At 64.1% G+C, this 26,324-nt stretch carries 17 protein-coding genes and 3 pseudogenes; all 20 read right to left on the bottom strand.

What is annotated here, in order from left to right; all coding sequences use genetic code 11:
• Positions 1 to 107: 107 nt before the first annotated feature.
• The gene (locus ACZ5KU_RS08380) at positions 108 to 377 is read right to left on the bottom strand and encodes a hypothetical protein (RefSeq protein ID WP_416772350.1); all 270 of its coding nucleotides are present in this window, start codon (positions 375 to 377) and stop codon (positions 108 to 110) included.
• Complete coding sequence (locus tag ACZ5KU_RS08375; protein ID WP_416772349.1) at positions 374 to 1,666, bottom strand: motility associated factor glycosyltransferase family protein; 1,293 nt, start codon at positions 1,664 to 1,666, stop codon at positions 374 to 376. Before ACZ5KU_RS08375 ends, ACZ5KU_RS08380 begins: the two co-directional genes overlap by 4 nt.
• 74 nt (positions 1,667 to 1,740) lie before the next feature.
• The gene (locus ACZ5KU_RS08370; RefSeq protein ID WP_416772347.1) at positions 1,741 to 2,667 is read right to left on the bottom strand and encodes a ketoacyl-ACP synthase III; all 927 of its coding nucleotides are present in this window, start codon (positions 2,665 to 2,667) and stop codon (positions 1,741 to 1,743) included.
• A gap of 231 nt (positions 2,668 to 2,898) precedes the next feature.
• On the bottom strand, positions 2,899 to 3,951 hold the full coding sequence (gene pseI / locus ACZ5KU_RS08365; protein WP_054060756.1) for a pseudaminic acid synthase: 1,053 nt from the start codon (positions 3,949 to 3,951) through the stop codon (positions 2,899 to 2,901).
• Entirely contained in the window at positions 3,944 to 5,449 is a 1,506-nt protein-coding gene (gene pseG, locus ACZ5KU_RS08360) for a UDP-2,4-diacetamido-2,4,6-trideoxy-beta-L-altropyranose hydrolase (RefSeq protein WP_416772344.1), read from the bottom strand. Before pseG ends, pseI begins: the two co-directional genes overlap by 8 nt.
• Positions 5,446 to 6,156, bottom strand: a complete 711-nt coding sequence (pseF, locus tag ACZ5KU_RS08355) for a pseudaminic acid cytidylyltransferase (RefSeq protein ID WP_054060555.1) — start codon at positions 6,154 to 6,156, stop codon at positions 5,446 to 5,448. Before pseF ends, pseG begins: the two co-directional genes overlap by 4 nt.
• On the bottom strand, positions 6,153 to 6,773 hold the full coding sequence (locus ACZ5KU_RS08350) for a pseudaminic acid biosynthesis-associated methylase (protein WP_054060556.1): 621 nt from the start codon (positions 6,771 to 6,773) through the stop codon (positions 6,153 to 6,155). Before ACZ5KU_RS08350 ends, pseF begins: the two co-directional genes overlap by 4 nt.
• Before the next feature lie 33 nt (positions 6,774 to 6,806).
• On the bottom strand, positions 6,807 to 7,976 hold the full coding sequence (pseC, locus tag ACZ5KU_RS08345) for a UDP-4-amino-4,6-dideoxy-N-acetyl-beta-L-altrosamine transaminase (RefSeq protein WP_054060557.1): 1,170 nt from the start codon (positions 7,974 to 7,976) through the stop codon (positions 6,807 to 6,809).
• Between the two features lie 130 nt (positions 7,977 to 8,106).
• Positions 8,107 to 11,048 (bottom strand): annotated as a pseudogene (locus ACZ5KU_RS08340) (TIGR00180 family glycosyltransferase).
• A 53-nt stretch (positions 11,049 to 11,101) separates the two neighbouring features.
• On the bottom strand, positions 11,102 to 11,836 hold the full coding sequence (locus tag ACZ5KU_RS08335) for a cephalosporin hydroxylase family protein (protein WP_054060559.1): 735 nt from the start codon (positions 11,834 to 11,836) through the stop codon (positions 11,102 to 11,104).
• Between the two features lie 20 nt (positions 11,837 to 11,856).
• Positions 11,857 to 12,926 (bottom strand): annotated as a pseudogene (locus tag ACZ5KU_RS08330) (class I SAM-dependent methyltransferase).
• Entirely contained in the window at positions 12,916 to 13,773 is an 858-nt protein-coding gene (locus ACZ5KU_RS08325) for an NAD-dependent epimerase/dehydratase family protein (protein WP_081006077.1), read from the bottom strand. The pseudogene ACZ5KU_RS08330 and the gene ACZ5KU_RS08325 overlap by 11 nt, the downstream one beginning before the upstream one ends.
• 5 nt (positions 13,774 to 13,778) lie before the next feature.
• Positions 13,779 to 15,004, bottom strand: a pseudogene (locus ACZ5KU_RS08320) (methyltransferase domain-containing protein).
• Positions 15,001 to 15,561 (bottom strand): dTDP-4-dehydrorhamnose 3,5-epimerase family protein, encoded by a 561-nt coding sequence (locus ACZ5KU_RS08315; protein WP_054064067.1) that lies wholly within the window; start codon positions 15,559 to 15,561, stop codon positions 15,001 to 15,003. The pseudogene ACZ5KU_RS08320 and the gene ACZ5KU_RS08315 overlap by 4 nt, the downstream one beginning before the upstream one ends.
• On the bottom strand, positions 15,558 to 16,640 hold the full coding sequence (rfbG, locus tag ACZ5KU_RS08310; protein ID WP_054064066.1) for a CDP-glucose 4,6-dehydratase: 1,083 nt from the start codon (positions 16,638 to 16,640) through the stop codon (positions 15,558 to 15,560). The genes ACZ5KU_RS08315 and rfbG overlap by 4 nt, the downstream gene beginning before the upstream one ends.
• A complete protein-coding gene (gene rfbF / locus ACZ5KU_RS08305; RefSeq protein ID WP_416772335.1) occupies positions 16,622 to 17,395 on the bottom strand; it encodes a glucose-1-phosphate cytidylyltransferase in 774 nt (257 codons plus the stop codon). Before rfbF ends, rfbG begins: the two co-directional genes overlap by 19 nt.
• A gap of 255 nt (positions 17,396 to 17,650) precedes the next feature.
• Entirely contained in the window at positions 17,651 to 21,238 is a 3,588-nt protein-coding gene (locus ACZ5KU_RS08300) for a glycosyltransferase (protein ID WP_464737019.1), read from the bottom strand.
• A 116-nt stretch (positions 21,239 to 21,354) separates the two neighbouring features.
• Positions 21,355 to 22,932: a flagellar hook-associated protein 3 gene (locus ACZ5KU_RS08295; protein ID WP_054064063.1), complete on the bottom strand. Its 1,578-nt coding sequence runs from the start codon at positions 22,930 to 22,932 to the stop codon at positions 21,355 to 21,357.
• A 13-nt stretch (positions 22,933 to 22,945) separates the two neighbouring features.
• Positions 22,946 to 25,006 (bottom strand): flagellar hook-associated protein FlgK, encoded by a 2,061-nt coding sequence (flgK, locus tag ACZ5KU_RS08290; RefSeq protein WP_273819335.1) that lies wholly within the window; start codon positions 25,004 to 25,006, stop codon positions 22,946 to 22,948.
• Between the two features lie 10 nt (positions 25,007 to 25,016).
• Positions 25,017 to 26,315, bottom strand: a complete 1,299-nt coding sequence (flgJ, locus tag ACZ5KU_RS08285) for a flagellar assembly peptidoglycan hydrolase FlgJ (protein ID WP_054064061.1) — start codon at positions 26,313 to 26,315, stop codon at positions 25,017 to 25,019.
• Between the last annotated feature and the right edge of the window lie 9 nt (positions 26,316 to 26,324).

Raw genomic sequence — 26,324 nt, 5'->3', positions numbered from 1 at the left:
CTAGCAACCTGCCACCCCTCTAAAAACAAAGGCTTAGCGCATAGCGCCAACAGGAAAAATGGCGCCAGAGAACCGCCCATGCCCAACCGTTCGTCACCAGGGCATCCTCACGCCCCCTGGACCACCTCCAGCAGCTCGACCAATTCGTATTGCAGGGTATCGGCCAATCCGAGCCAGTCCTGGCGCTCCTGGCAGTCGAGCATCGACACCAGCAGTTGCGTCCATGCCTGTTGCACCTCGGCAGGTGCCTGCTGCAGCAGCGCCTGGATGCCGTCGAAGACCTCGACCATCACCAGCGCCGCCTCGACATCGCGACCGAAGCGGAACAATGCCGAGCAGCGCCGCGCTTCGCCGATACTGTATTCGAAGGGCTTCATTGCACGAACTCCTGGTCGAACCCGCTGCCGATAATCCGCGCGCCCGCCCGGCTGCTGTTGAGGAAACGCACCTGCGGATGCGCGGCGATATAACGCTCCAGTTCGCAGAGATAGCGACGGAAATTCAACTGCGTGCGCACCCGCTGGCCATTGCCATCGAGCACCCAGTGCCGCGCCTCGTTGACCCCCGGACCGAGCTCGCCATCATTCCAGCCGGCGTGGGTCTTGTTCATCGGGAAGGCGAAATCGGCGCCGAACAGGGTAATGGTCGCGGCCCCCATCTTCACCGCCAGATCCACGGCCGGGTGCAGCACGCTGCCGCCGACATACAGCATGCCCCGCTGGAACTGTTGGCGAACCGCCCCATAGACCGGGCTGGCGGAATAGCCCCCATAGCGCGGCCCCTGCCAGGCCCGGAGCACCTGGGGATCGCTCATGGGCATGTAGACCAGCGCAATCCCCTCGGACGCCTCGGGCGGCAGGTGCCTGAAGCCGATACGCTGGTCGATGCTCACCACCAGGTCGGGCTTGATGCCCTGCTCCTGCAACGGCCGGTAGGCGGTATCGACACTGATGAACAGAGGGCGCTGCGCCTGGGCGCGAACCGCGCGCAACTTGTCCAACTGCTGTTCGAGGCTCGGCCCGGTGCCGATCACGTAGAAGTGCTGCCCCGCTCGCGTTGCGAACAACTCGGCAACATCGCGATCGGCAGCGAAGATCCCGCAACTCTCATCCAGGCGCTGAAGTATCTCCGGGGATTGCGGGTCGAACTCGCGGTTGTTGAAACTCAGGTGCACTTCGGCCACCAGCCGGTCGCGCATCCGCGCATTGCAATCGTCGGCCAGGACCAACTCGGCCGGCAGCGCAAAAAACGGGAAGAGGATTTCCGGATGATCGGCCGCATAACCCAGTTCGACCCGCGGATCGGCCAGCCAGCCATCCTGCTCCAGCAGCCCGAGCACCCGCTTGAACAACGCGCCATTGAGCACATGCACGTTCAGCCGCTGCAACTGCGGCGACTCCAGCAGCACCTGCTGCAGATCACCCAGCCCCGTGCCATAGACATGCAGCGTGGCACTGCCAGGCGGCAGGCAGGCGGCCTGCAGGCGCGCCTCGGCGATACGGTCATGCCGACTGGTCAGTTGCACGCCGCCGACACTCAGCGTCGAACCCAGCCCCTCGACCAGCTCGATGGCCAGCCGGTCGCTCTCCTCGGCCAGCAGGCGCTGCCACACCCGCGGCCAGCGCGCCTCGATGATCCGGGCATTCCGCTCAAAGCTATCGCTCATCCTGCCTCGCTCCGCGCAAAAAAATAGCGCTCAAGGTTAACTCACCCGGAGCGCTATTTTGCAGCCCTGTGGAATCAGGGTCGATGAATGATCGCCGAGCCCCACGACAGGCCAACGCCGAAGCCACTGAGGGCGACGCGCTTCCAGGTCGAGTTGAGCACGTGCTTTTCCAGCAGCAGCGGAATGCTCGAGGACACGGTGTTGCCGGTCTCGGTCATGTCCTTGATGAACTTCTCCGGCTTGTCCTCGAAACGCCGCGCCACCGCATCGACGATCGCCGCACTGCCCTGGTGGATGCAGAAGGCGTCGATACCGCTCGGCTGCAGGCCCGAGTCCTCGAGCAGTTCATGCAGGTGCGCCGGCACCTTGAGCAGGGCGAAGTTGAACACCTGGCGGCCGTTCATGAAGAACACCCCGTCGCTGACCTTCAGGTGCGGCGCGCCGGAGCCATCGGTACCGAACTTCGACTTGCCCAACTGCCAGGGCGCGTCTTCACCCATCCAGGTCGCGGTCGCGGCATCGCCGAACAGCATGGTGGTGTTGCGGTCTTCCGGATCGACGATTTTCGAATAGGGGTCGGCGGTGATCAGCAGGCCATTCTTCAGGCCGGCGGCCTCCATGAAGCCCTTCATGGCATAGATGCCATAGACGTAGCCGGAGCAGCCCAGGGAAATGTCGAACGCCGCCACGTGGGTCGGCAGGCCGAGCTTGTCCTGGACGATCGCCGCGGTATGCGGCAGGCCTTCCTCGTCACCGTTCTGGGTGACGACGATCAGCGCGTCGATGCTCTCGCGCTTGAGTTGCGGATTGCTGGCGAACAAGGCATTCGCCGCTTCGACACACAGGTCCGAGGTTTCCTGCCCGGCGTCTTTGCGCGGCAGGAAGGCGGAACCGATCTTGCCCAGGATGAACTCTTCATCCTTGGCGAATTTGGCACCCTGAGCGTAGTTGTCCACGCCGGCTGTCGGCACGTAACTGGCAATGCTTTTTATGCCAATCATTATGAATTCCCAATAATAAACAGCTGAATATCACCGCTCGCAGGCATCGAGGGGCGCCGATCAACAGGGATTTTCCGTCACCCCAAGACAGGGCGAAAACGGCGGATACAACGGGGCGATCACCGACCGAAAAGGCTCAGGCGCCCGCATCCCCGGAAAATACAATACTGTGAAGATGCACGTCATGACTCACAAGTCACGCCTATTTTGCCCGAATCGATGCCAAGGAGGCTATTGGATCAACGACCAGTCCAGGGGCGTACCGCGTTTCAGGGCCGCCCGGGCCTTGCGCCCGAGCACAGACTCGGCATGTTTGGGCGCCAAACCCAGGCCGGGGCGGATCGCCCGCACGTTCTGCACGGTGAAGGGCTCGCCCTCGGCGACGTCCTGCACCACGTACAGCGAACGCCGGTAGACCAGGGATTTGCGCTCCGCCTCGGTGGCGCCATAACGCACCTGGCCCAACGCCTGCCAGGCCCGCTCGGTCTCCACCACCAGGCTGGCCAGTTCGGCCGGTTCCAGGGAGAAACTGGCGTCCACCCCGCCGGCAGCACGATCGAGGGTGAAGTGTTTCTCCACCACGGTCGCCCCCAGGGCCACCGCCGCCACCGCGACGCCAACCCCCATCGAATGGTCGGACAGCCCCACCTGGCAGCCGAACAGTTGCTGCAGGTGGGCAATGGTGCGGATATGGCTGTTGAGCGGTGACGCCGGGTAGGTGCTGGTGCACTTGAGCAGCACCAGGTCGCGACAACCGGCGGCTCGCGCGGCACGGACCGTTTCATCCAGCTCGGCAACGCTGGCCATGCCGGTGGAGATGATCAACGGCTTGCCCGTCGCGGCGACCCGACGAATCAACGGCAGGTCGGTGTTCTCGAAACTGGCGATCTTGTAGGCCGGCACCTCGAGGCTTTCGAGGAAATCCACGGCCGTTTCGTCGAAAGGCGTGGAAAACGCCAGCATGCCCAGCTCTTTCGCCCGGGCGAAGATCGGCGCATGCCACTCCCAGGGCGTGTGGGCCTTCTCGTAGAGTTCATACAGCGACGAGCCGGCCCACAGGCTGCCGGGGTCCTTGATGAAGAACTCGCCCTCGGCCAGGTCCAGGGTCATGGTGTCGGCGGTGTAGGTCTGCAACTTCAGCGCATGGGCGCCGGCCCTGGCCGCCGCCTCGACGATCTGCAGCGCCACCTCCAGCGACTGGTTGTGGTTGCCGCTCATTTCGGCGATGACGAACGGCGGTGCGTCCGGGCCAATCACGCGCTGGCCGATCTTGAAACTAGTCATGGAGCTGATCCTTCACTACACGCTCGAAACGGCTGACCGACTGGACATAACCGCTGTTGCGAAACAATTCGATCGATGCCGGGTTATCCGGCAGCACACGGGCGTCGATCACCGTCACCTGCGGCCAATGCTCGCGCAAGGCCCGTTCGCCACGGGCCAGCAGCGCCCTGCCCCAGCCCAGCCCCAGGCGGCCCTCGAACAGGTACAGGGAAACCTCGGCGCGCTCGTCCGCCAGGTCATAGCGCAGCACGCCCACCGGGCCATCCGCCGCTTCGGCGATCAGCAGCAGGCAGGTGCGATCGCGCAGCTTCGCCGCCAGCCAGGCCTGATGCGCCGGCCACTCGATCGGCGCGCTGTTCAGCGACGCCCGACGGACCGGCTCATGGTTGCGACCATCGAACAAGCGCCGTGAATCCTCTGGTGTCACCTGCCGCACGTCGAGGCCCGCCCCCAACAGGGCGACGGCAAAACGTCGGGCACCGAGCCCGTCGACCAGGCCACGCGAGCGCTCGGCCAGGCTGCGGCGCAAGCCGACATTGCCCAGCACGAAACCCACCGCCCGCTTCAGGTGATCGACATCCACCGCCTGGCTGGTACCCAGATAGATATGCGCACCCGCCGCCGCCAGCCGTTCGGCGTTGGCCTGCTGGTTCTCGGCCACCGCGATGCACAGGGTCGGCAAGCCCAGTGCGGCCCGCTCCCAACTGGTGCCGCCACCGGCCCCGATGAACAGATCGGCGCCGGCCATCAGCTCGGCAAAATCCTTGACGAAGGTCTGCACCCGCCACGATGGGCGATCCGCGGCCATCGCCTGCAGTTGCGCCAGCCGTGGGTTGGCCGTGCCGGCGACGAAATCAACCTGCAGATCGTGGAAATCCGCCAGGGCCAGCATCGCCTTCCAGGTCTCCCCGGCCCCGTCGAGCCCGCCGAAATTCACCAGTACCCGCCCGGCCTGGACGTTGATCGGCACCGGGGGGCGGCGGAACTCGTCGCGAATCAGCGCGTAGCGTGGGCCGAGCAGTTGCCGGCAAGGCGCCAGGGTCCGTGCGGCATACTCGGGGTCGCCGGCGGTGAAATTCTGGTCGAAGAGAAGGTCCACCGCATGCTGGCGGTTGTTCAGGTCATCGATCGCCGCGATCCGCCCTGCCCAGCGTCGAGCGGCAGTCTGCCAGCGATGGTCGAGGCCATAGTGGTCGACGACGATCCAGTCGAATGCCGGCTCCCCCGCCAGGCTGCACTCCAGGGCCTCGATATCGGCCTGCCAGGGCAACGGCGCCTCGATACCCAGGGCGGGCTCTTCACCCGGATAGGCACCCGGCAGGACCACACTGCGCCACCCCTCCCCGGCCAGCCGGGCCAGGGCATTGCCGGGCAGGTCCCGACAGGCGAACAGCACCTGGGCACCGCCGGCACGCAGGATCGCGGCCAACGTCAGGCAACGGGCAACGTGCCCGCTACCAATGGCGGCCGAAGCGTCAGCCCGAAACAGCACTCTCACGACTGCAACTCCCCTGCGGCCTGCAAGGCCGAGTACAGGTACTCCGCCCGGAGCCAATCCTCAGGCGTATCGATATCCTGGACCAGATGGCGCGGCAGCAGGACCGGCAGGCTCATCTCGGAAAACAGTACATCGCCACGCAACCAGGCGGCGCAGCGCCCCCAGTAGAACTGCCCGGCGTCCTGGAACGCCGGCGGCAGATCCTGGGAACGGGTCTGGCGGTGCTCCGGGTAGAGCGCGGTCAACGCCCCCTCGTCCGTCAGGGTCAGTGCGCGCTGGATCGGAAAGCCGAACTCGCAGACGGAGAACGCGAAAGAGCGCTCGGGATGCCGCTCCAGCAACTCGAAGCCTTCGCGCAGGAAACGCCCCTGCAACAGCGGCGCCGTGGCATAGATGCAACAGGCATAGTCGAAAACCTGGCCCTGCTGCACCAACGCCTCGACGGCATGGGCGATCACCGCCGCAGTACCGGTGAAATCATCGGCCAACGTTGCCGGCCGCATGAACGGCACGCGCGCGCCCTGCTCGCGCGCCACCTCGGCGATCTGCGCATCGTCGGTACTGACCACCACCTGCTCGAACAGCCCGCTGTTCAGCGCCAGCCGGATCGAGCGCGCGATCATCGGCTCGCCATGGAACAGCTTGAGGTTCTTGCGCGGGATCCGCTTGCTGCCACCCCGCGCGGGGATGATCGCCACGGCGCTCAAGGACGTTTTTCCAGCAGGAACCAGTTCAGATCGTCGACCGGGAACTGCCGGTCGCGGTGGTAACCGAAGCCATAGTCGAGCAACTGCAGGTCGCGGTAGCGATCGAGCATCTCGCCGGCGAAGTCGCGCTTGAACAACTTGCCGCCGTGACCGCGATAGGACACCTCGACCGGCACCGGGTTGTAGTACTCGGCCAACAGGATGTAGCGCCCGCTCAGTTCGTAGAGTTGCTCATAGGCCGCCGCCAACAGCTCGGGCGCCAGATGGATCAGCACGCCCTTGCTCAGCGTCAGGTCGAAACGCTGCTCGCGCGGATAGTCGAACAGCGAGCCGTGCCAGACCTCGGCGATGCCCAATCCGTTCGCCTGCTCGCAGGCCCTGGCGTTGATTTCCACGCCCTGCAACCGGCAACCGGGCAGCAACTGGTGCAAGGCCCGCAGGTTGTTGCCGGTGTTGGTGCCCAGCTCCAGCAGGCTGTCGAGCCGGACCGTGCGTGCCAGCGCCTTGGCGAACAACGCCAGGTTGGCGGCGATCAGTTCATGGCCCTGGTTGCGCCCCAGGTACTCATCACCGAACTCGCCGCGCCAGAAGGCTTCCTGCTCGCTGAACTCACGCATGGCTGACTCTTTCCTCGAAGCAATGAACATCGTTTAACCGACAAGGTTTCGCAACTGCTCGACCACATAGTCCTGTTGCTCCTCGGTGAGCAGCGGGAACAACGGCAGGCTGACCGCTTCGCCGAAGTAACGCTCGGCTTCGGGAAAATCGCCATCCTTGAAACCCTGCTCACGGTAGTAGGGCTGCAGGTGCACCGGGATGTAGTGCAGGTTCACACCGATTCCGGCGGCCCGCAGGGTGTCGAAGACCTCACGCTGACTGACCCGGATACGTTCCAGTTGCAGACGCACCACATACAGGTGCCAGGCCGACTCGGCCCCCGGCTGCGCCACCGGCAGGGTCAATGGCAGGTCGGCCAGCAGACGGTCGTAGCGCGCCGCCAGCTCGCGCCGCCGGGCGACGAAACTGTCGAGCCGGGCAGCCTGGGACAGCCCCAGTGCCGCGTGCAGATCGGTCATCCGGTAGTTGCAGCCCAGTTCCAGCTGCTGGTAGTACCAGAGGCCATGCTCGGGCACGTTCATCTGCGCCGGATCGCCCGTGATGCCATGGCTACGCAGGCGGCGCAGGCGTTCGGCCAGTTCGGCACTGTTGGTCAGCACCATCCCGCCCTCGGCCGAGGTGATGATCTTCACCGGATGGAAACTGAAGATGGTCATCGCCGCGTAATCGCCACAGCCCACCGGCCGACCGAGATAAGAGGCGCCCACTGCATGGGAGGCATCCTCGATCAGGGTGAATCCGTACCGCTCGGCCAATTCGGCAATGGCGCGCATGTCGCAGCTCTGCCCGGCGAAGGCGACAGCCACCACCACCTTGGGCAGACGACCGGCCGTCGCGGCACTCTCCAGCTTGCGCGCCAGCAAGCCGGCACTGAGGTTCAGGGTCTGCGGGTCGATATCGACGAAGTCCACCTCGGCCCCGCAATAGCGGGCACAGTTGGCGGAGGCGACGAAAGTGTTCGGACTGGTCCACAGAAGATCCCCCGCCCCCAACCCGGCCGCCAGGCAGGCGATGTGCAGGGCGGCGGTGGCATTGCACACCGCTACCGCGAAGTCGGCCTGACAATGTTCCGCCAGGGCTGCCTCGAAGCGTGGAATCGTCGGCCCCTGGGTCAGCCAGGGCGACTTGAGCACCTCGACCACCGCGTCGATGTCAGCCTGTTCGATACTCTGATGACCATAGGGAATCTGATAGGGGGTCATGGCTGCACCTCTGGCCGAAACGGCTCACGCAGTGGATCAGGAAAGTTGCCAGCGAGGAACTCGCCAGCAACGGCGACAAGCATCGATTTGCTCTTGCACATACCCTGAGTTCCTTTCTTCGAATGCCGGCCTACACCAGCAACTGCGCCCAATCCACGTGGTAAGCCGCGCCCAGGGTGAAACCCTTGCCCTGCAACGCCAGGTTCGAGTTGTACGCCGGGTCGGCCGCCAGGTTCGCCGCCCACTTCTCGCGCAGTGCCGCCAGGGCCAGTGGCGCCTTGGGCAGCACGCCCGGATGCAGAACCTGCACCTGCGGCGTCCACGACACCAGGTATCCGGCCTGACCGATGTTCAGGCACAGATCGACTTCACTGAAGCCCTCGGCAAAATCGCCCTCGTCCAGACCACCCAGCGCATCGAAGAGCGCCTTGCGCACCATCAGGCACACCGCCGAGACTGCCGAGTAGTTCTGCTCGACCGCCAGGCGTTGCATATAGCCCTTGGCGTCCTTCTTCTCGCCCACGAACGGTGAGTCGATGCCCTCGTTCAGGCCGAGAATCAGACCAGCCTGGGAGATCTTGCCATCGCGGTTATAGAACTTGGCACCGACCACCCCGACTTCCGGACGCAGCGCCTGGTTGAGCAACGACTCGATCCAGTTGGGGTTGACCACCTCACTGTCAGCCGCCAGCAGCACCAGGTATTCGCCACTTGCCTGACGCGCCGCGGCATTGCAGAAGGCCGGAGTGCTCGACCAGTCAGACTGCAGCACCCTGACCTTGCTGGCCTGCGGCTGCCCCAGCAGCCAGCTGGACAACGCCTCGGCACGGCTCGGGTGATCGGCCACCAGCACTTCGTAGTTCAGGTAACGCGTGCGCTGCAGCACTGCAGTCAGGCAGCGCTCCAACTCGTCGAATTCCGCCGCGCCATGGATGACGATCGAGACCAGCGGACGTTCAGTGTGCCGGTAGTCGATCATGTAGGTACCCGGCTCCTGGGAGCTGACCTGGGCCTTGTAGCCACGCACGCCGAGGTGGCGCAACAGCGTCGAGCGCTCGTGGGCGTTCTCCTTCAGCTCCGGCTTCGCGCAAATCAGCAGAGGCTCGTCCAGGTGTGCAAGTCCGGCCAGACCGCCCTGCTCGATCAACCGCAGCAGCAGGTCGAACTCCAGGGCATCGCGGTAGTCGGCACTGTAGCCGCCGGCCTCGACCAGCACATCACGCCGGATCAACCAGTGCCGCGCCATCAGGGCCGGTACGCTCAACAGCAGGTCGGGGTTGAAGCCCGGGCGGAAGACATCGGTCAGCGCACCATTTTCATCGCGCTGGATTTCATCGATGCATACCGCGCGGCAGCCCTCGGCGTGACGCAACTCCAGGCCGGCCTTCAGCAGGCCGCTGGCAGTGAACTCGTCGCCAACCTGGGCCAGCATCAACCAGTCGCAGGACGACTGGCGGGCGAACTGGTTGAGCTTGTCGACGTAGTTGCCCTCGGTCACCCGGATGAAGTGCAGGGTATTCTGCAGCGTCGTCGCCGCCTGTGGTTCACCCGTAGTGAAGACCGCGATGCGAAAGGCCTTGCTGTGCCCTTCCAGCAGACTGTCGAGGGTCACCTGAAGCTTGTCGACATCGTCCGTGAGGTCCAGCAGCATCAGGCCGAACACCGGACCACTGCCCTGTTGGGCCTGATACTCGGCAATCGCCTGGCGTTCGCCGGCATCCGGTTCACGCGCATCCAGCCAGTGCAGCAGGCGCCCCGAGAGCATGGCATCGAACGTCGCCCGGTTGTCTTCGCTCGACACCGCATCCAGACGCTCGCTCCAGGCGGCGATACGCTGGGCATCGTCATGTTCACCGAGGACCTCGAGCTGTTGCGCCAGGGCCCTGATCACCCGCCGGTTGAACAGGTTGCAATCGTGGGCCTGCCACAGCCGATCGACCACGCTTTCCGGGGTGTCGTTGTTGTGTGGGCGCATGAGCGCCTGTTGACGGGTCCAGGCCGCTTCCAACCGCTGCAACTGCGAACGGCCGGCGGGCATGGCATGCAACAGGAATTCGAACCGGGTCAGTTGATCGAAGAAAATCTGATTGTAGAACGGCATCTCCATGTACTGCTTGGGTCCGAAGCGCCGCTGTGGCGGCTCATCGATGCTGTTCCAGGTCGAGTCGAAGATCATCTCAACAGTCAGCGCCCGACCGCTGCGCAGGCTGTCGACCATAGCCTCGAAGCTTTCCAGGGCGAAGGCCTTGGTCTGGGCCTGATCCAGGCCCTCAATGCCGGTGGGCAGTGTCGCCAGGAACTCGGCGAACGCTTCACGCTCGGCGGTCGACTTGGCATCGGTGTAGGACAGCGAGTGGTAGACTTCGGTACTGTGCTCCGAATCACCATAGTTGAGCTCGCGCACCACGTAGGGGTTGGCAGGATCCGCGCCTTGGCCCGGGCCAGCATGTAGTAGACGTGACCGATTTCCTGCCACTGGAAACTCGTCTCCTTGGGCATCGCCGAGTGCCAGTCGCGCATCAGGTCCGTACGGTGCACCGCGTAGAACGGCGGCAGGTACTGGCCCATGTAGCTCAGCACGCGGTCCTGCGCATGCTCGGAACCATAGTCCTCGCAGACCTTCTTGTCACGGCGGTAGTAGAGGACACTGTTGGCCAGGGTCAGGTACATCAGGCAGTAGCCGTGGCACATACCGTAGTCGGGATGATCCTCCAGGAAGGCCACGGACTGGCTGAGTGAGTCATGAAGAATGAAATCGTCGTCGGCGGCGAACACCATGTAGGGCGTCTTCACGCTCATCACGCCGTGGGCGAACTTGTCCTGCAGCTTCCAGTAGTCGTATTGCGGTACGTGCAGGTACTCGACCGAAGGGCGACCCTCGGCGACCTCGGCGCAAGGCTCGGCCGACGAGTCGAGAATCAGCAGCTTGCAAGGCAGGGCACTGTAATAGACCACCGCCCGGCGCAGGAACGCCGGCCGATTATGGGTGACCATCACCACCGTCAACAGATCACCCAGGGATTCCCCATCCCCCAGGAGCCGCGCCTGCTCGAAAACGTACTTGCCTTGCATAACCTATCCCCAAACTGCCGAATCGACCAATGAACCCAAGATGATGTGGCGGCTCAACGCACCCGGCGCAGATAGCCATCCGGTGCGACAGTGACCAGCAACTTGTTCTCCAGTTGCTTATCGATCTCGAAATCGCGGTTCTCTTCCAGGTAGGCCCAGACCGCGGTCTTCGGGTTGTCGCCAGGGCCCCACGGGCGATCGGGGAAGAACTCCGGCGGCATGTCCTCCACCACGGTGTCCATCACCACGCAATAGCTGCCGACCGAAACCAGCGGCGCGTACAGGCGCAGCTCTTCCAGCACGTGCTCGTGAGTGTGGTTGGAGTCCAGAACCAGGATCACCTTCTTGCCGACAGCCGCGGCACGTACCTGCTCGACCACCGCCGGGTCGATGCTCGACCCCTCGATCATGCTGATGCGCTTGCTCATCGGGTGGCTTTCGATCGCCTCGCGGTTGTGCGGACGGATGTCACGATCGATCCCCAGCACCTCGCCATGGCCCTGCAGCTCCAGCAGCGAGGCGTAGTAGATGATCGAACCGCCGTGGGCGATACCGCACTCGATCACCAGGTCCGGCTTGACCTGCCAGATGATCTCCTGCATCGCCATCATGTCCTGGGGCAACTGGATGATCGGTCGCCCCATCCAGGAGAAGTGGTAGCTGTACTTGTGCCGGGCGGATTCGTTGAAGAATTCGCGGGCCAGGCCCTGGAGTTTCTCATCCTGGCCCTGGGCGGCGATTTCAGCCTTGCACTCGGCTTCGAAAGCTTGAATCGGGTTATTGCTCATGGGTTCTTTCTCGCAAAAGTTCATTGAAAGGAGGCGCTATCGACGGCGTGGTAGACGTAGCGTCCACCGGTCATGCGCTTGATTTCTTCGAGGTAATTGGAATTCATCACAAACAGGTTGGCGCCTTCAGGCAAGACGGCCATTGCCTCCTGCGGCGACGACACGCGCATACCGCTCAGGGGTAGATAACGCCCCTGCTTGGCCGGGTTGATATCCACCACCCGGTCCACCGACACCCCCGCCCGTTGCAGGGCCAGCGAATAGATCACACCCTTGGACGAGGCCCCCAGATACAGGAGCACTGCCCGGGTGCCTCACGGATAATGCGCACTGCCCGGTCCAGGCTGGCGCTGAAATCATCCGGCAACTGCTGGCGGCGCACCGGCTCGCTCGGCGTCAGGCGCAGGCTGCCGAGGTCGGCGACGATGTACAGGTACTGCCCACCAAACAGGTGACCGGCCTCGTGCACGGTGCCGAACAGGCGGCGCAAGTCATCCAGGCGGAAGTAGTTCACATGCTCATAGAACAGGTCGAACCAGGCCCGGTGCTCGACGATCCAGTCGAAGCACGGCACCTCGATATAGATCTGCCCACCCTGATTGGCCTCGGCCATCGCCGCGAGGAACGCCAACGGGTCGGCAATGTGCTCCAACACATGCCGCAGCACCAGCGCATCGGCAGCCAGGCCCAGGCCACGGGTGAACGGTGCCTTGATCACCTCGGGGTTGCTGCCCTCGTAGGCCGGGTCGATGCCGGTGATGCGGTAGCCCAGCCCGCGCAGCAGTTCGAGGAAATAACCCTTGCCACAACCGACCTCGATCAGGCTCCGCCCCTTGAAGTGCCGGGCAATGATGCCTTCCACATCGTTCAGGTGCCGCTGGAATTGACCGGAGTGGGCCTGCTCGTTCTGATAATCGCTGTCGTAGCTCAGCTTGTCGGCATCGAAAGCCTGGTTGAAGATCAGCCCGCTGACCTCGTCCTGTACCAGGACCATGTCGGCACTGGCCGAAGCCCTGGCCGAGGCCGCGTCGGTAAAGGTACGGTTCTGCAGCACCGGCAAGCCGCTTGCCCGATACAACTCATGCGCCATGTTCGACTCCCAATAGCTGTTGCAGCCGCTGCGCAACGCCCCAGAACGCCATGGGCTCGTGGCTGGGGTAACCATAGTGACCCAGGTTCAGGGCGATCGAGGCACCGCGTTCGCGCAGGCGTCGTTCGACCAGGGTCCTGACCGCTATCGGCTGGCCGCTTGCACAATTGACCACTCCGGAAAAATCCCGCTGCTCCAATAACCGCGCCAGGTAGCCGGCGGCCACCTCGATCGGCAGGTAGTCCCGCAGTTGCTCACCTGCCGACATATCGAAGCGCTCGGCACCGGCGTCAATGGCCCGGTCCAGGCTGGCCAGCAGGCTCTTCGGGTTCTGCCCCTCGCCGTACAGGTAGAACAGCCGAACCCACTGCAGATTGAACGGCAGTTGCTGGCGCAGCGCCTCCAGGAACAGGCGCAGGGTATTCTTCGCCAGACCGTAGGGATTGCTCGGCTGCGGCATCGCCGCCTCACTCAGCGGACCGCTCTGCATGCCGTACTCGAAACAAGTGCCGGTGACCAGCACCTGGGGCACGCCGGCCTCGACCGCCCGCTTGATGAAGCGGTAGTCGGCAAACAGGTTGTGCTCGAAGTGGAACAGCGCCTGATAGTTCGGCAGGCCTGGCCAAGCCAGATGCACCAACGCATCGACACCAGCCGTCAAGCTGACTAGGTCGAGGTCTTCGGCGTGCACATCGGCAGCGATGAACTCGACATCGTCGATCCACGGCAGTTTTCCCGCAGCCTGTCCATTGCGTGCCACAGCCCGCACCGAATGCCCACGGGCGAGCAACGCCGCAACCAGATGGCGACCGACAAAACCGGTCGCTCCCGTGACCAGTACCTTCAAGCCGCTCACAGGACGGTCAACTCGGGCACGGCGACGACGAAGTGGCCGCCCCACTCGCGCACAACCGCCTGCTGCTGACTGACTTCCTGCAACAGGTTCCACGGCAGCACCAGTACATAGTCCGGCTTCTCGGCGGCGATACGCTGCGGCGAGACCACCGGAATCCGGCTACCCGGCAGGAACTTGCCCTGCTTGTGCGGGCTGGCATCGGCGACCCAGGCCAGCAGGTCCGGACGCACCCCGGCGTAGTTGAGCAGGGTATTGCCCTTGGCGGCCGCGCCATAGCCGACCACGCGCTTGCCTTCGGCCTTGGCCTTGAGCAGGAAACGCAGCAGATCGTGCTTGATGCGTTCGGCGGCGGGCGCCAGGGTGGCGTAGAACGCCGGGTCTTCACTCCGGCGGCCAGTTCGGCGTCCAGCACCTGGCGCACCACCGGCAGCACGTCGCGCCGCTCACCGTCGGCGCGCTGCACGAATACCCGCAGCGAACCGCCGTGGGTCGACAGGCCGCCGACGTCGAAGACTTCCAGGCCATTGCGCTCGCACAGCACCTGCACGGCGGTCAGCGACAGGTAGGAATAGTGTTCGTGATACAGGGTGTCGAACTGGTGCCCGGCCATCAGTGCCAGCAGGTGCGGGAACTCGAAGGTCGCCACGCCCGTCGGCTTGAGCAGGGTTGCAAAGCCCTGGAGGAAATCGTTGATGTCCGGCACATGGGCCAGCACGTTGTTGGCCGCCATCAGGTCGGCGGCCCAGCCCTCCTCGCGCAACTGCCGGGCGGTGTCCCGGCCGAAGAACAGCTCGCGGATCTCCAGGCCCTTGTCCCGCGCCGCCTGGGCGGTGCTGCGGGTCGGCTCGACCCCCAGGCAGGGAATGCCGCGGCCGGCCACGTACTGCAGCAGGTAGCCATCGTTGGCCGCCACTTCCACCACCCGGCTGTCGCCGGTCAGGCCGAAGCGTTCGACCATCTCGGCCACGTAGCGCTCGGCATGGGCCAGCCAGGTGCTGGAGAACGAGCTGAAATAGGCGTAGTCGGCGTCGAACAGCGTGTCGGCGCGGGTGTAGTCCTCGGTCTGTACCAGCCAGCAGCTCTGGCACACCGCAACCTTCAGCGGTACCCAGGCCTCCGCCTGCTCCAATTGCTCGGCCCGCAGGTAGGCGTTGGACGGCGGCGACGTGCCGAGATCGATCAACGGCAGGACCAGTGGGGTGCCGCAACCTCGGCAGTTCATAGACGCACTCCAGGAAAAGACGCGTCGATCAGCGGATGGCTGGCATCCCTGGCCGACAGATTTTTGACAGCCTCGGGCCAGGTGATCGCCAGGCGCGGGTCGAGCACCGACAACCCGCCTTCACTCTGCGGCGTGTAATCGGCACTGTGCAGGTACAGCAGTTCGGCATCGTCGCTCAGGGCCTGGAAGCCATGGGCAAAACCGGCCGGTAGCAGCAGGCTGCGGCCATCGCCGGCACACAGGTGCTCGGCATGCCATTGCAGGAAGGTCGGCGACTCCGGCCGCAGGTCCACCGCGACGTCCCAGACCTCACCGCGCAGGCAGGTGATCAGCTTGGCTTCCGGGGCCTGGGCATTCTGGTAATGCAGACCGCGCACGCTGCCGCGCTCACGGGTGCAGGAATGGTTGATCTGGCGGATGTGAAAAGGCTCGCCGAAGGCACTCAGGCTGCCCTCGCAGAACAACCGGGAGAAATGCCCACGCGAGTCGGCGTGGCGTTTGTGCTGCACGTTGAACAACCCCGCCAGCGGCAAGGCCTGGATCAGGAACTCGCTCACAGCGCCCCCCGATAGAGGTCCAGCTGGGCCAGGGTGATCGCCCGCATGTCGGCGCCGCCCTGCCAGGCCAGGTGCCAGTCGAGGGTCTGCTCCAGGCATTGCTGCAACGACCAGCGTGGTTGCCAGCCGAGCAACTGCCGCGCGCGGCTGCTGTCCAGACGCAACAGCCCGGCCTCGTGCAGCTCGCTTGGCTCGACCCGCAGTCCGGGAGCCTGCGGCCAGCGCCCGGCGAGCCGTGCGACCACGTCGCCGACGCTGCACATGTCATCCTCGCCCGGCCCGAAGTTCCACGCACCGGCCAGGTCCGGCCCGCGCTCATACAGCGCGGCGGCCAATTGCAGGTAGCCCGCCAGCGGTTCCAGCGCATGCTGCCAGGGTCGTACGGCCTGGGGATAACGCAGGGTCACCGGCTCGCCCGCCGACCAGGCGCGCAGCACGTCGGGAATCAGCCGCTCCGGCGAAAAGTCGCCGCCGCCAAGAACATTGCCGGCCCGCGCGGTTGCCACCGCCAGGCCATGCACGTCATAGCGCTCGGGCGGAAAAAAGGACGCCACGTAGGACTGCGCCAGCAACTCGCAGCAGGCCTTGCTGCTGCTGTAGGGATCATGACCGCCGAGGGCTTCGTTCTCGCGATAGGGCCAGGCCCATTCCTGGTTGGCGTAGACCTTGTCGGTGGTGATCAGCACACAGGCACTCACGCCGCCGACCTGGCGAATCGCCTCGAGCAGGTTGAGCGTGCCCATGACGTTGCTCGAGTAGGTGCCGAGCGGGTCGCGATAGGCCTCACGCACCAGCGGCTGGGCGGCCAGGTGCAGGACGATCTCCGGTTCGGTTTCGGCAATCAGTTCCAGCAGCGCGCCGAGGTCGCGCAGGTCGCCACGGCGATCGTCCATGCCCTCGCCGACCCGTGCCAGGTCGAACAGGTTCGGTTCGGTCGCCGGTGCCAGGGCGAAACCGCTGACCTGGGCACCCAGGCTCTGCAGCCAGAGCGCCAGCCAACTGCCCTTGAAGCCGGTGTGGCCGGTCAACAGGACCCGCTTGCCGTTCCAGAACGCCCGGCTCAGTCCCACTGCTTCCACGGGGCCTCCCCGCTCTGCCAGAGCTGTTCGAGGTGATTCTTGTCGCGCAGGGTGTCCATCGGGTGCCAGAAGCCGTCATGCTGGAAGGCATTCAACTGCCCATCGGCGGCCAGGCCCATCAGCGGCTCGGCTTCCCAGACGGTGGAGTCACCACTGATCAGCGGCAGGACCCTGGGCGACAGGACAAAGAAGCCACCGTTGATCCAGCCGCCGTCGCCACGGGGCTTTTCGATGAAACCGCGAACACTGTCGCCATCACGCTCCAGCGCGCCATAGCGGCCAGGCGGTTGCACGGCGGTGACCGTCGCCAGCTTGCCGCTGGCCCGGTGGAAATTCACCAGCGCACCGATATCGAGATCCGAGACGCCGTCACCGTAGGTGAAGCAGAACGCGTCCTCGTCCTGCAGGTAGCGGCCGGCGCGACGCAGGCGACCACCGGTCATGGTTTCCTCACCGGTGTCGATCAGGGTCACGCGCCACGGCTCGCTGTAGTTCTGGTGAACGTCCATGCGGTTGTTGCACATGTCGAAGGTGACGTCGGAGGTGTGCAGGAAGTAGTTGGCGAAGAAGTCCTTGATCGCGTAGCCCTTGTACCCCAGGCAGATCACGAAATCGTGGATGCCGTGGGCCGAGTACTGCTTCATGATGTGCCAGAGAATTGGCTTGCCACCGATCTCGATCATCGGCTTGGGCTTGAGATGCGACTCCTCGCTGATCCGCGTACCCAGGCCGCCCGCCAGAATTACTGCCTTCATCAACGTCCCCTTATTCTTCAGCACAGGACCAGCTCGGGCCCTGTGGGACTTCCCAGACTGCCGGGTCAAATCGTGAGCAGTAGCGCCAGGCCATGACGCCAAGTGCACGATTTATGGCGATATGAAGGGGGGCTTGCAGGAAACGCGCCAGCTCCACGGACTTGTGGGAGCTGGCTTGCAGGTAGTGAGTCGGCCAGATCGCTTCGCGGGGGAAGCCCTGCAGCTACAGCGGTTACATGCGACCAGGCGCAGACCTCAATCGGCCAGCCAGCCCTGCTCCCAGTAGCGGACGTTGTCGCCCTGCAGCATGTAGTCACGCAGGACAGTTTCGCGCAGCTCGTCACCCATGCGATAGCTGGCATCCGGGTCGGCCAGGTGCATGCGGATGGCCTGAATCCACTCGTCGGTGGTGTTGGTACGGATCCGTGTGCACGGCAGGTAACCGGCATAGGCCTTGGTATCGGTACAGATCACCGGATAGCCGCAGGCCCCGTACTCCAGCAGGCGCAGATTGCTCTTGCAGTCGTTGAAGATATGGAACTCCAGCGGCGCCAGGGCCAGGTCCAGATTCAGGCTGGCCAGCTTCATCGGGTAATCCTTGAGGTCGATCACCCCGTGGAACTGATGCATGTACGGCCGCAGTTCTTCCGGACACATACCGAAGAACACCCAGTCCACCTCATTGGCCAGTTCACGCACCACATCGGCGATGACCGCCAGGTCGCCCGCGTGACTGGTACCACCACCCCAGCCTACCCGTGGTTTCTTCGTAGTCCTGCGCTGGCTGCGCAGGCCGGTCCACATGTGCGGCGCCAGCATGTTCGGTACTACGCGGATATCCTGGTGCATCGACGACAGCGCGTCGGCCAGTGGCTGGGTCGACACCACCACCCGATCGCACAGGCTGATCCCGCGACGAATCAGGCGCTCCATCTCATCCCGTTGCGGCAGGTTGCGGATATGCCCGTTCTTGCGCGGCGGATCGATGACATAGTCATCGAGTTCATAGATGCGTCGCGCGTTGCTGTAGCTCATCAGCACCGCGATTTCCTCGATCGGCTGCGCCGTGTAGCGCCCCTGCTGGACGATAACGTCCGGCGACTGTCGCTCAACCTCGATGATTGACGGCAGGTTGTAATAGGTACGGCCGGTCGCCCGGCCGGAGGCTTCCAGCTCGATCAATGGCTGCGTCATCCGGTAATGGCCGACGGCCGAGGCGTTGATCGGCAGCGCCATGATCTTCGGCAGGTGACGGGCGCAGAACGGGCTCCAGCCATCACGCAGGCCCGGCTCGAGACTGAAGCTCGGACCGTTGAGGCCATCCAGCGTCAGGCTCGGATTGTAGGCCGGGTCACGGGCGATGATCGGCAACCAGCGCTGGTAGAAACTCTGCTCCTCGAGCTGGCGCCGGGCATTCTGCTCGGTTTCGAGCTTGACCTCGGGTGCGGTGCCCAGGGCCAATTGTGCGAATGGCGTCCAGACCACCAGGTGATTGCTCTGGCCAACCCGCAGACAGAAGTCCACCTCGTTGAGGGTCTGGGCGAAGCTCTCCTCGTCCAGCCCGCCGAGGCCTTCGAACAGCGACTTGCGTATCAGCATGCAATCGGCACCGACCGCGCTGAAATCCTGTACTGCCTGCAGCCGATGCATATAACCGGTCGCCTGCATCACTTCACCATAGAACGGCAGGCCTGCCGGCCCGCGCAGGCCGAGAATCACCCCGGCGTGCACCACCCGCCCCTCTGGACTGAACAGCTTGGCGCCTACTACGCCGACCTCCGGACGCTGGGCCTGGGCCAGCATCTCGTCCAGCCACTGCGTATTGGTGATCACGGCATAAGGGTTGAGCAGCAGCAGATATTCGCCACGAGACTGCTGCGCGGCGAAGTTGCGCACGGCGGCGGGATTGCCCTGCTGAGGGTATGACAGCACCCGCAGGCGTTCACTGCCCAACTGGGCCATGTTGTCGAACCAGGCCCGCGCGCTGGCACTTTCACTGCCGTTGTCCACCAGCAACAACTCGTAGTCGGCATAGGCGGTACGCTCCAGCAAGGTATCGATGCAGCGCTGCAGGGCCGCACACTGGTCCTTGCTGACCAGGATGATCGACACCAGCGGACGACTCGCGTGAAGGTAATCGATACGGGTGAGCGGAGAATCGTCCCCCGGATGAATCCGGTGGGCGATACCCAGGCGATTCAGGTGAGCCTCGGTCACCTGCGGTGCGAGCGCCAGCACCTCTGGCGAAGACAGCCATCGGGCCAGCGAAAAAAGCGACTCCACCTGAACCTCGGCTATATGCTCCACCGCACGGGTGCCATCGCTTTCCACCATGCGCCAGAGCAGATCGTGGGGTGCCATCTCACCCCGGACGATATCGAACCCGTCCAGCTCGACGAAGCCCTTGCGCTGGAAGGCCAGCGCGCGGCCAACGTAGGGATAGCTGCGCATCAGGTCGAGGTTGAAGTCCGGCTTGAATACCGGATCGGCGGACTCACCATCGCGCAGGGCACCCTCGTCGCTGTAGATGCAACGGACCGCCGATGAAACCAGGATACGCTCGGCCAGCACCAGCAGCGCAGGCTCGCGCAGGCGATCGCCAGCGCGCAGCAGATAGAACCAGTCGGCACCGTCGAGTTGCGGCAGCAACCCGTTCAACTGCTCGCGCCAGTCATCCGCCAGCGGCAGACGGAATACCTTGCCGTCGAGGCTCGCCTCGGAGCAGGTACTGGACAGCAACAGGGTCAACTCGGGAGCGTAGAGCTGTTCCTCGATACTGCGCAGGGTGATATCCAGACTGGCGCTGCCGCCCTGTTCGTCGATCACCACCGGGACGATCCTGGGCTGCCGGGCCCAACCCGCCAGGGTATCGGGCAGCAGTTTTTTCTGCGGCTCGGGCAGGGTCCGACAAGCCAGCCATTCGGTATACAACTGGGTGAAGCTCTCACTGGCAATACCGACACGCCACGGCTGGGTGGTCTGCTTGTTGCCCAGGGTACGACTCAGCGGCAGCTCATCCCACTCGCGCGGCAAGCCGGCAGCGTTGGCCAACGGCAGGTAACGCACCCAGCCTGGGGCCGGCGCCGACTCGCCGCTACGCGCCTTGAGCATCTGCACCAGCCATTCCATCTCCGTGGCGGCCGCATCCTTCATCGCCTGCTGGCGATTCATGCGTTCCGGATAGAGACGCTCAATGCTCAATACGTTGTTCAGCATCGCCAGGGTACCGCGACGGAACAGGCAGATGTATAGAGCCAGGTCGAGGGAAGCGACAAAGCAGTGACCCGGCTGGGTCAGTGCCGGCAACAGCTCGACCAGGTCGGCGCGTCGGAACATCGCGCAGGTCAGCCCGCCAAAGAAGTTCACCGGGAAGTTTTCGCAGATGGCCAAGAGGTCTTCGCCCTTGAACAGGCCGGAAGCCGGCGACAGCGCGGTGTTTTCCAGCCGCGACGGCAACTGCAGGCCATCGGCATCCCAAAACAGTCGCTGCGCAAGCACCAGGTTGACGTCCGGCTGTTCGAGGAACACCTGGACCTGCTGCGCCAGGATATCGGACAGCAACTGGTCATCTTCCATCAGGAATTTGACATATTCGCCCTGCGCCTGTGCCAGGCAGGCATGCAGGTTGCCGATGTAACCCAGTGGCTGCGGGTTGCGCACATACCGTACGGCCTTGCCAATACTCTCGCTCAGCTCCAGGACCGCCCGCTCGATTTCGTCGCCGCAACTGTCGTCGCGGACGATGACCTCGAAATTGCCATAGGCCTGACTCAGTACGCCACTGAGGGCCCTGGAGAAAAACCGTGGATTGGAGGCGGGAATGGCAACACTGACAAGCGGCATGGAATTCACGGCGGGACTCTCGAGCGGAGGGTACCCTCCCGGCCGGGAGGGGCCCTGAAGCCGCTAAATGCAGCGGCTGGCAGACGACAAGGGGGGCGCTGATGCGCCCGATGTCATCAGATCTTGTTGAACAGCCCCAACTGGCTGACCTTGCTGAAAGCCAGCTGGGCGGCCTGCAGCATGGTCTGCTGCAGGGTCAGGCGGGTCATCACTTCGGCCGGATCGGAGTCGCGGATCGCCTGCTGACTGCTGGTGTTGGCCAGGGTCAGGCTTTCGTTGGTGGCCGCCTGGTTATCCAGCGCCGCTCCACGTGCACCGACAGTGGTCCGTGCCGAGCTCACCTGTGCGAACGAGCTGTCGATGTTGCTGATCCCGGCATTCATCGTCGCCAGTTGCTTCTGCTGGGCAGCCGGATTGCCATCGACCGGCGTGTTCAGGGCACTGATCATCGACGTCAGGGTGTCGAGGATGTTCTGGGTCTGGTGATTGTTGGACTGGACCATGAACTGGTCACCCGCCGACGCCGCGCCACTGAAGGTGAACGTGACCCCGGCTGCGGTGATGGTCTGTGCCGCCGGTGGCGCAGCCATGGTGCCCGAGGAAATCGGCTGGCTGGTCGAGGTGATCGGCGTGGCATACACGTCATAGGCACCACCGGCACCGAACTTGATGGTCGCCCCACCGTTGGGGAACGTGCTGGTGTAGGCGGTCTGGTTGGTGGTGGTCGCCCCGGTGATCACCGTGGTCGACGGGTTACCGGCACTGCGGGTGGTATTGAAGGTGTCCGGCTGTGCGGCCAGGGTGAAGGTATGACCGGCAATCACTGTGTCCGGTACATCGCCCGACTTCAGGTTGATATTCAGGGCCAGGTCGAGACCACGGAAGTTCACCGACTGGTTGGCACCACTGCTATTGCTGACGACACCGTTCTGGCTCGCTTCCGACGTCACGTCGTTGCCCAGCGCATCGGTGATCTTCAACTGCGTACTGCTGAGGAAGGTCACGGTGTACGGTTGGCCAGCGGTGAACTTGGCATCGTAGGTGGCACTGTTGCTGACCAGACCGTTGGACAGCGTCACCCGGCCATCATCGACCGCCGGAGCGGTCATCGTGACACTGGTGCGCGCGGTGTTGATCGATTGCTGGAAGGCTTCCCAGCCCGTGATGTTGCTGCCCAGCGACAGGTTTTCACCCACCTGCAGGCTCAAGGTCGACTGGTCACCGTTGTAGCTGAAGGTACCGTCAGCGTTGGCGGTGTACGGCGCTGCGCCGGTCTTCGAGCCACCAAAGAGGAAGTTGCCATCGGAATCCTGGCTGTTCATCAGGCCGAGGATCGTATCCTGCAACTGCGCCAGCTCCTGGGCGACCGCCTTGCGATCGGTGTCGGTCTTGGTGCCGTTGTTGGCCGACAGGGCCAGCTCACGGGCACGCTGCATCGCATCCTGGATCGACTGCAGCGCGGTTTCGCTCTGGCTGTACTGGGTCTTGAGCGAGTTAGCGTTGGTGGTGTACTGCACCAGCGCAGCGCTCTGCTGACCCAGTTGCAACAGGCGCGCGGCCCCGACCGGGTCGTCGGCGGCAGTATTGACCTTGGTCAGGCTGCTCGCTTCGGCCGCACTCTTGAGCATGCCGTCGTAGCCGCGCTGATAGTTGGCGGCGGTCGTTTCGTAATACTGGGCGGTGGAAATGCGCATGGATTACGACTCCTTAAAGACTGTTGATCAGCACGCTGAAGGTTTCCTGGGCCGCCTTGATGATCTGCGAAGAGGCGGTGTAGTACTGCTGGTACTTGACCAGGTTGCCGGTTTCCTCGTCGAGGTTGACCCCCGACAGCGAGTCCCGGGCGCCCTTGGCGGTCGTCAGCACGGTGGTGGTCGCCTCGCTGTCGGACTTGGCCTGGGCCGCCTTGGTGCCGACATTGGAGATCAGCTTGCCATAGGCATCCGACAGACTGATGCCCTTGCTCGCGGTACCGGTGTCGACCGTCTGCTTGGTCTGCAGGCCAATCAGGGCTGCGCTGTTGCGGTTGTCCGAGGAAGCGGCGCCGGTCATCGAGATGGTGTAGCTCTCGCCGGCCTTCGGGTTGCCACCCACGGTGGTCTGCACGGTGAAGGTCTTCTGCACGGGTGGCGTGACCGTGTTGTCCATCACCGGGTTGCCCGAGGCGTCGACCATGTTGATCTTCAGGTTCAGGGTGTTGCCCTGGCCCGGCACGATGGTGCCGGTACCCATGACGTTGCCCTTGGCGTCGGTCAGGGTGTAGCCCTGGGTGCCGGCCGCAGCGCCGGTACCGGCGGCGTCGAACACCAGTTTGACCGGGGTACCGTACTTGATGGCGTCCTGCAACTGCGCGTTATTGGTCGCGTTGGAAGAGCCCAACTGGTCGACCAGCACCGGCTGGGTGTAGGTCCCGCCATTGTTGGCGCTGGTTACGCCGGTCAGCGCCGCCGCGGCAGCGATGCTCTTGGAGTCGGTCATCACCATCTGGATATCGCTGGCGCCGCTGCGGGTCGGGGTGACCTTGAAGCTGTCACCGGCGGTCATCGGCGTGGCGCTGTTCGGACTCAGGGTAAAGCCGTCGATCACCGGTGCCGGCGTGGTCGTGGTACTGAAAGACCCCATGTTGGTACCGTCGGAACGCTTGACGGTGTAGTCGGTTCCGTTGGTGAAGGTCACCTGGTAGTCATAGGTGGTCAGCGCGCCGGTGTTGCTGATGTTGACGTTCAGGTTGCCGGAAGCCGGGTTGTTGGTCGACTTGGCGATGCTGCGCTGACTGACCAGCGCGGCGCTGTTGATGTCGTTGAAGATCGCCGTGCCGAAATTGCCGTTCTTGTCGATACCCTGGGCGTTCTGCTTGTTCATCTGGTCGGCCAGGACCATGGCCACGCGCCCCAGCTCGTTGAGCGAAGGGTTCAGCACCTCGGTACGATAGCGCAGCAGACCGCCGATCTCACCGCCGCTCACCGTGTCGGTGATGTCGATGGTGCTGGAGGCACGGTCCAGTTGCAGCGAGTAGCGGCTCGGGTCGTCCTTGCTCGGGACGGCCGACAGGGTGTTGGTGGAGTTGCCCATGACCAGCGGCTGGCCGTTGGCCAGGTACACGTCATAGTTGGAACCCCGCTCGGTCACCGAGGTGCCGACCAGCTCGGACAGTTGGCGCACGGCATCGTTGCGCTTGTCCATCAGGTCGTTGGGCGCACCGGCGGATGGGGAAATCTTGGTGATCTGCTCGTTGAGCTGGGCGATGCTGGTCGCCAGCTTGTTCACCTGGTCGGCCATGTCCGCCAGGTTGGTGTTGATCCCGGTGTTCTGGTCGTTGAGCTGCTTGGCGATGGAGTTGAAGCGATCGCTCAGGGCCTTGGCACTGCTCAGAGTGTTCTGGCGGGCGGCATCATCGGTCGGCTTGGTCGAGACGGCCTGCAGGGAGGTGAAGAAGCTCTGCAGGGACGCGGTCATGCCGGTGTTGGTGTCGGACAGCATCGAGTCGGTCGGCGTGACCTGGGCCAGGTACGACGAGGCATCGCTGTTGAGCGAGGTCGCGGTGTGCAGTTGCGATTCCAGGTAGGCGCTGTAGACCCGGCGCACATCCGCCAGGGTGGTCCCGGTGCCGATGAAAACGTTGCCGTAACGCTGCGAGGCTGCAGTGGTCTGCACGGTTTGCTGACGCGAATAACCGGCCGTGTCGACGTTGGCAATGTTGTTACCCGTAGTCGTCAGGGCCGAGCTGGCAGCGTTCAACCCCGTCATCCCGATATTGAGCAAACTCATGATTCAGACCTTATAAATTCGTGGAAGCGCCCGTCACCGCAGCGTAGTTCTGGTAGCTCTTCATCTGTTTTGCTATTTGCGTGATCTTGCTGGCGTAATCCGGATCGGTTGCATACCCGGCCTTTTGCAGCTCACGCACAAACTGTTCAGGTTTATCGGCCGACTTCAGCACATCTTGATAGCGACTGTTGCTCTGCAGCAGGGTCACCAGGTCGTGGAAGCTGTCCTGATAGGACGCATAGGAACGGAAGTCCGCTGTTTCCTTGACCATCTGCCCGTCGCGGAACTCACTGGTAATGGCCCGCGCCTGCGGCCCCTGCCAACTGCTGCCGGCCTTGATGCCGAACAGGTTGTGACTGCTGCTGCCATCCTGCTGACGCATGACCGACTTGCCCCAGCCGGTTTCCAGCGCGGCCTGGGCCACCAGGTAGCGCGGATCGACACCGATACGCTTGGCGGCCTGCTCGGCCATCGGCAGCATGGTGGCGACGAATTCGTCAGGCGAGCTGAAGGCGCGCTTGGCCGGCGCCAACGGCGGCTGGGCCACCGCGCGACCATAGATCTGCATGCGTGCCGCCGGCACGGCGATGCTGCGGGCCGCCAGGCTGTCGTTCTTCAGCGCCGCATCGGCGGAGGCAGTGCTGCGCTCCGGCACGGCGTAGCCGGCCGCAGCGACCTGGCTGGCGTCGGCGGACGGCACCAGGCCGGCCAACAGCCGGTCGGTGAGCTTGCTCGGCAGCGCCAGGCGCCGGGCATTGAGCTTGGCCACGTCATTGCGCAGGGTGCCATCGGCGGCATTGCCATGGGCAACCCGCGAGGCCCACAAGGCGTGCTGACCGTTGGAACGGGTGAAAGGCGAACCCGGCGTCGAAGTGACGGTACCCGCAGCGATCGGCGTCTCGACCGGTGCGGCAGGCGCTGCGGTCGTGCCGGCCGGCGGTCCGACCGTCAAGCCGCTGTCGGAGGGCCTGGTGTGCTTTTCCTTCGACATCTGGCGCATCAGCACATCGGCCAGACCGATACCACCCCCCTGGCGGGACATGGTCACCGCCAGCTGCTGGTCATACATTTCCTGATACTGCTTGGCCGTCGGGGTATTGAGCGGGTTGTCCTGGCCCAGCACCTCGGTGGCCGAACGCATCGATTTGAGCATCTGGCTGAGGAACAGCGATTCGAATTCCTGGGCCACCTTGCGCAGGTTGCCGTCGCTGGTGCGATCGCCGACCTTCAGGTTGTTCAGGCGATTGAGGTCGGTGTACGCCCCCGAGTCACTGACGTTGACGATCCCGCTGTTACGAATATCGACCATGGAATCGAC

The sequence above is a fragment of the Pseudomonas sp. Tof1 genome (assembly GCF_055390395.1).
Note: the sequence above shows the minus strand (reverse complement) of the source record. Positions and strands in the feature narration are given on the sequence as shown.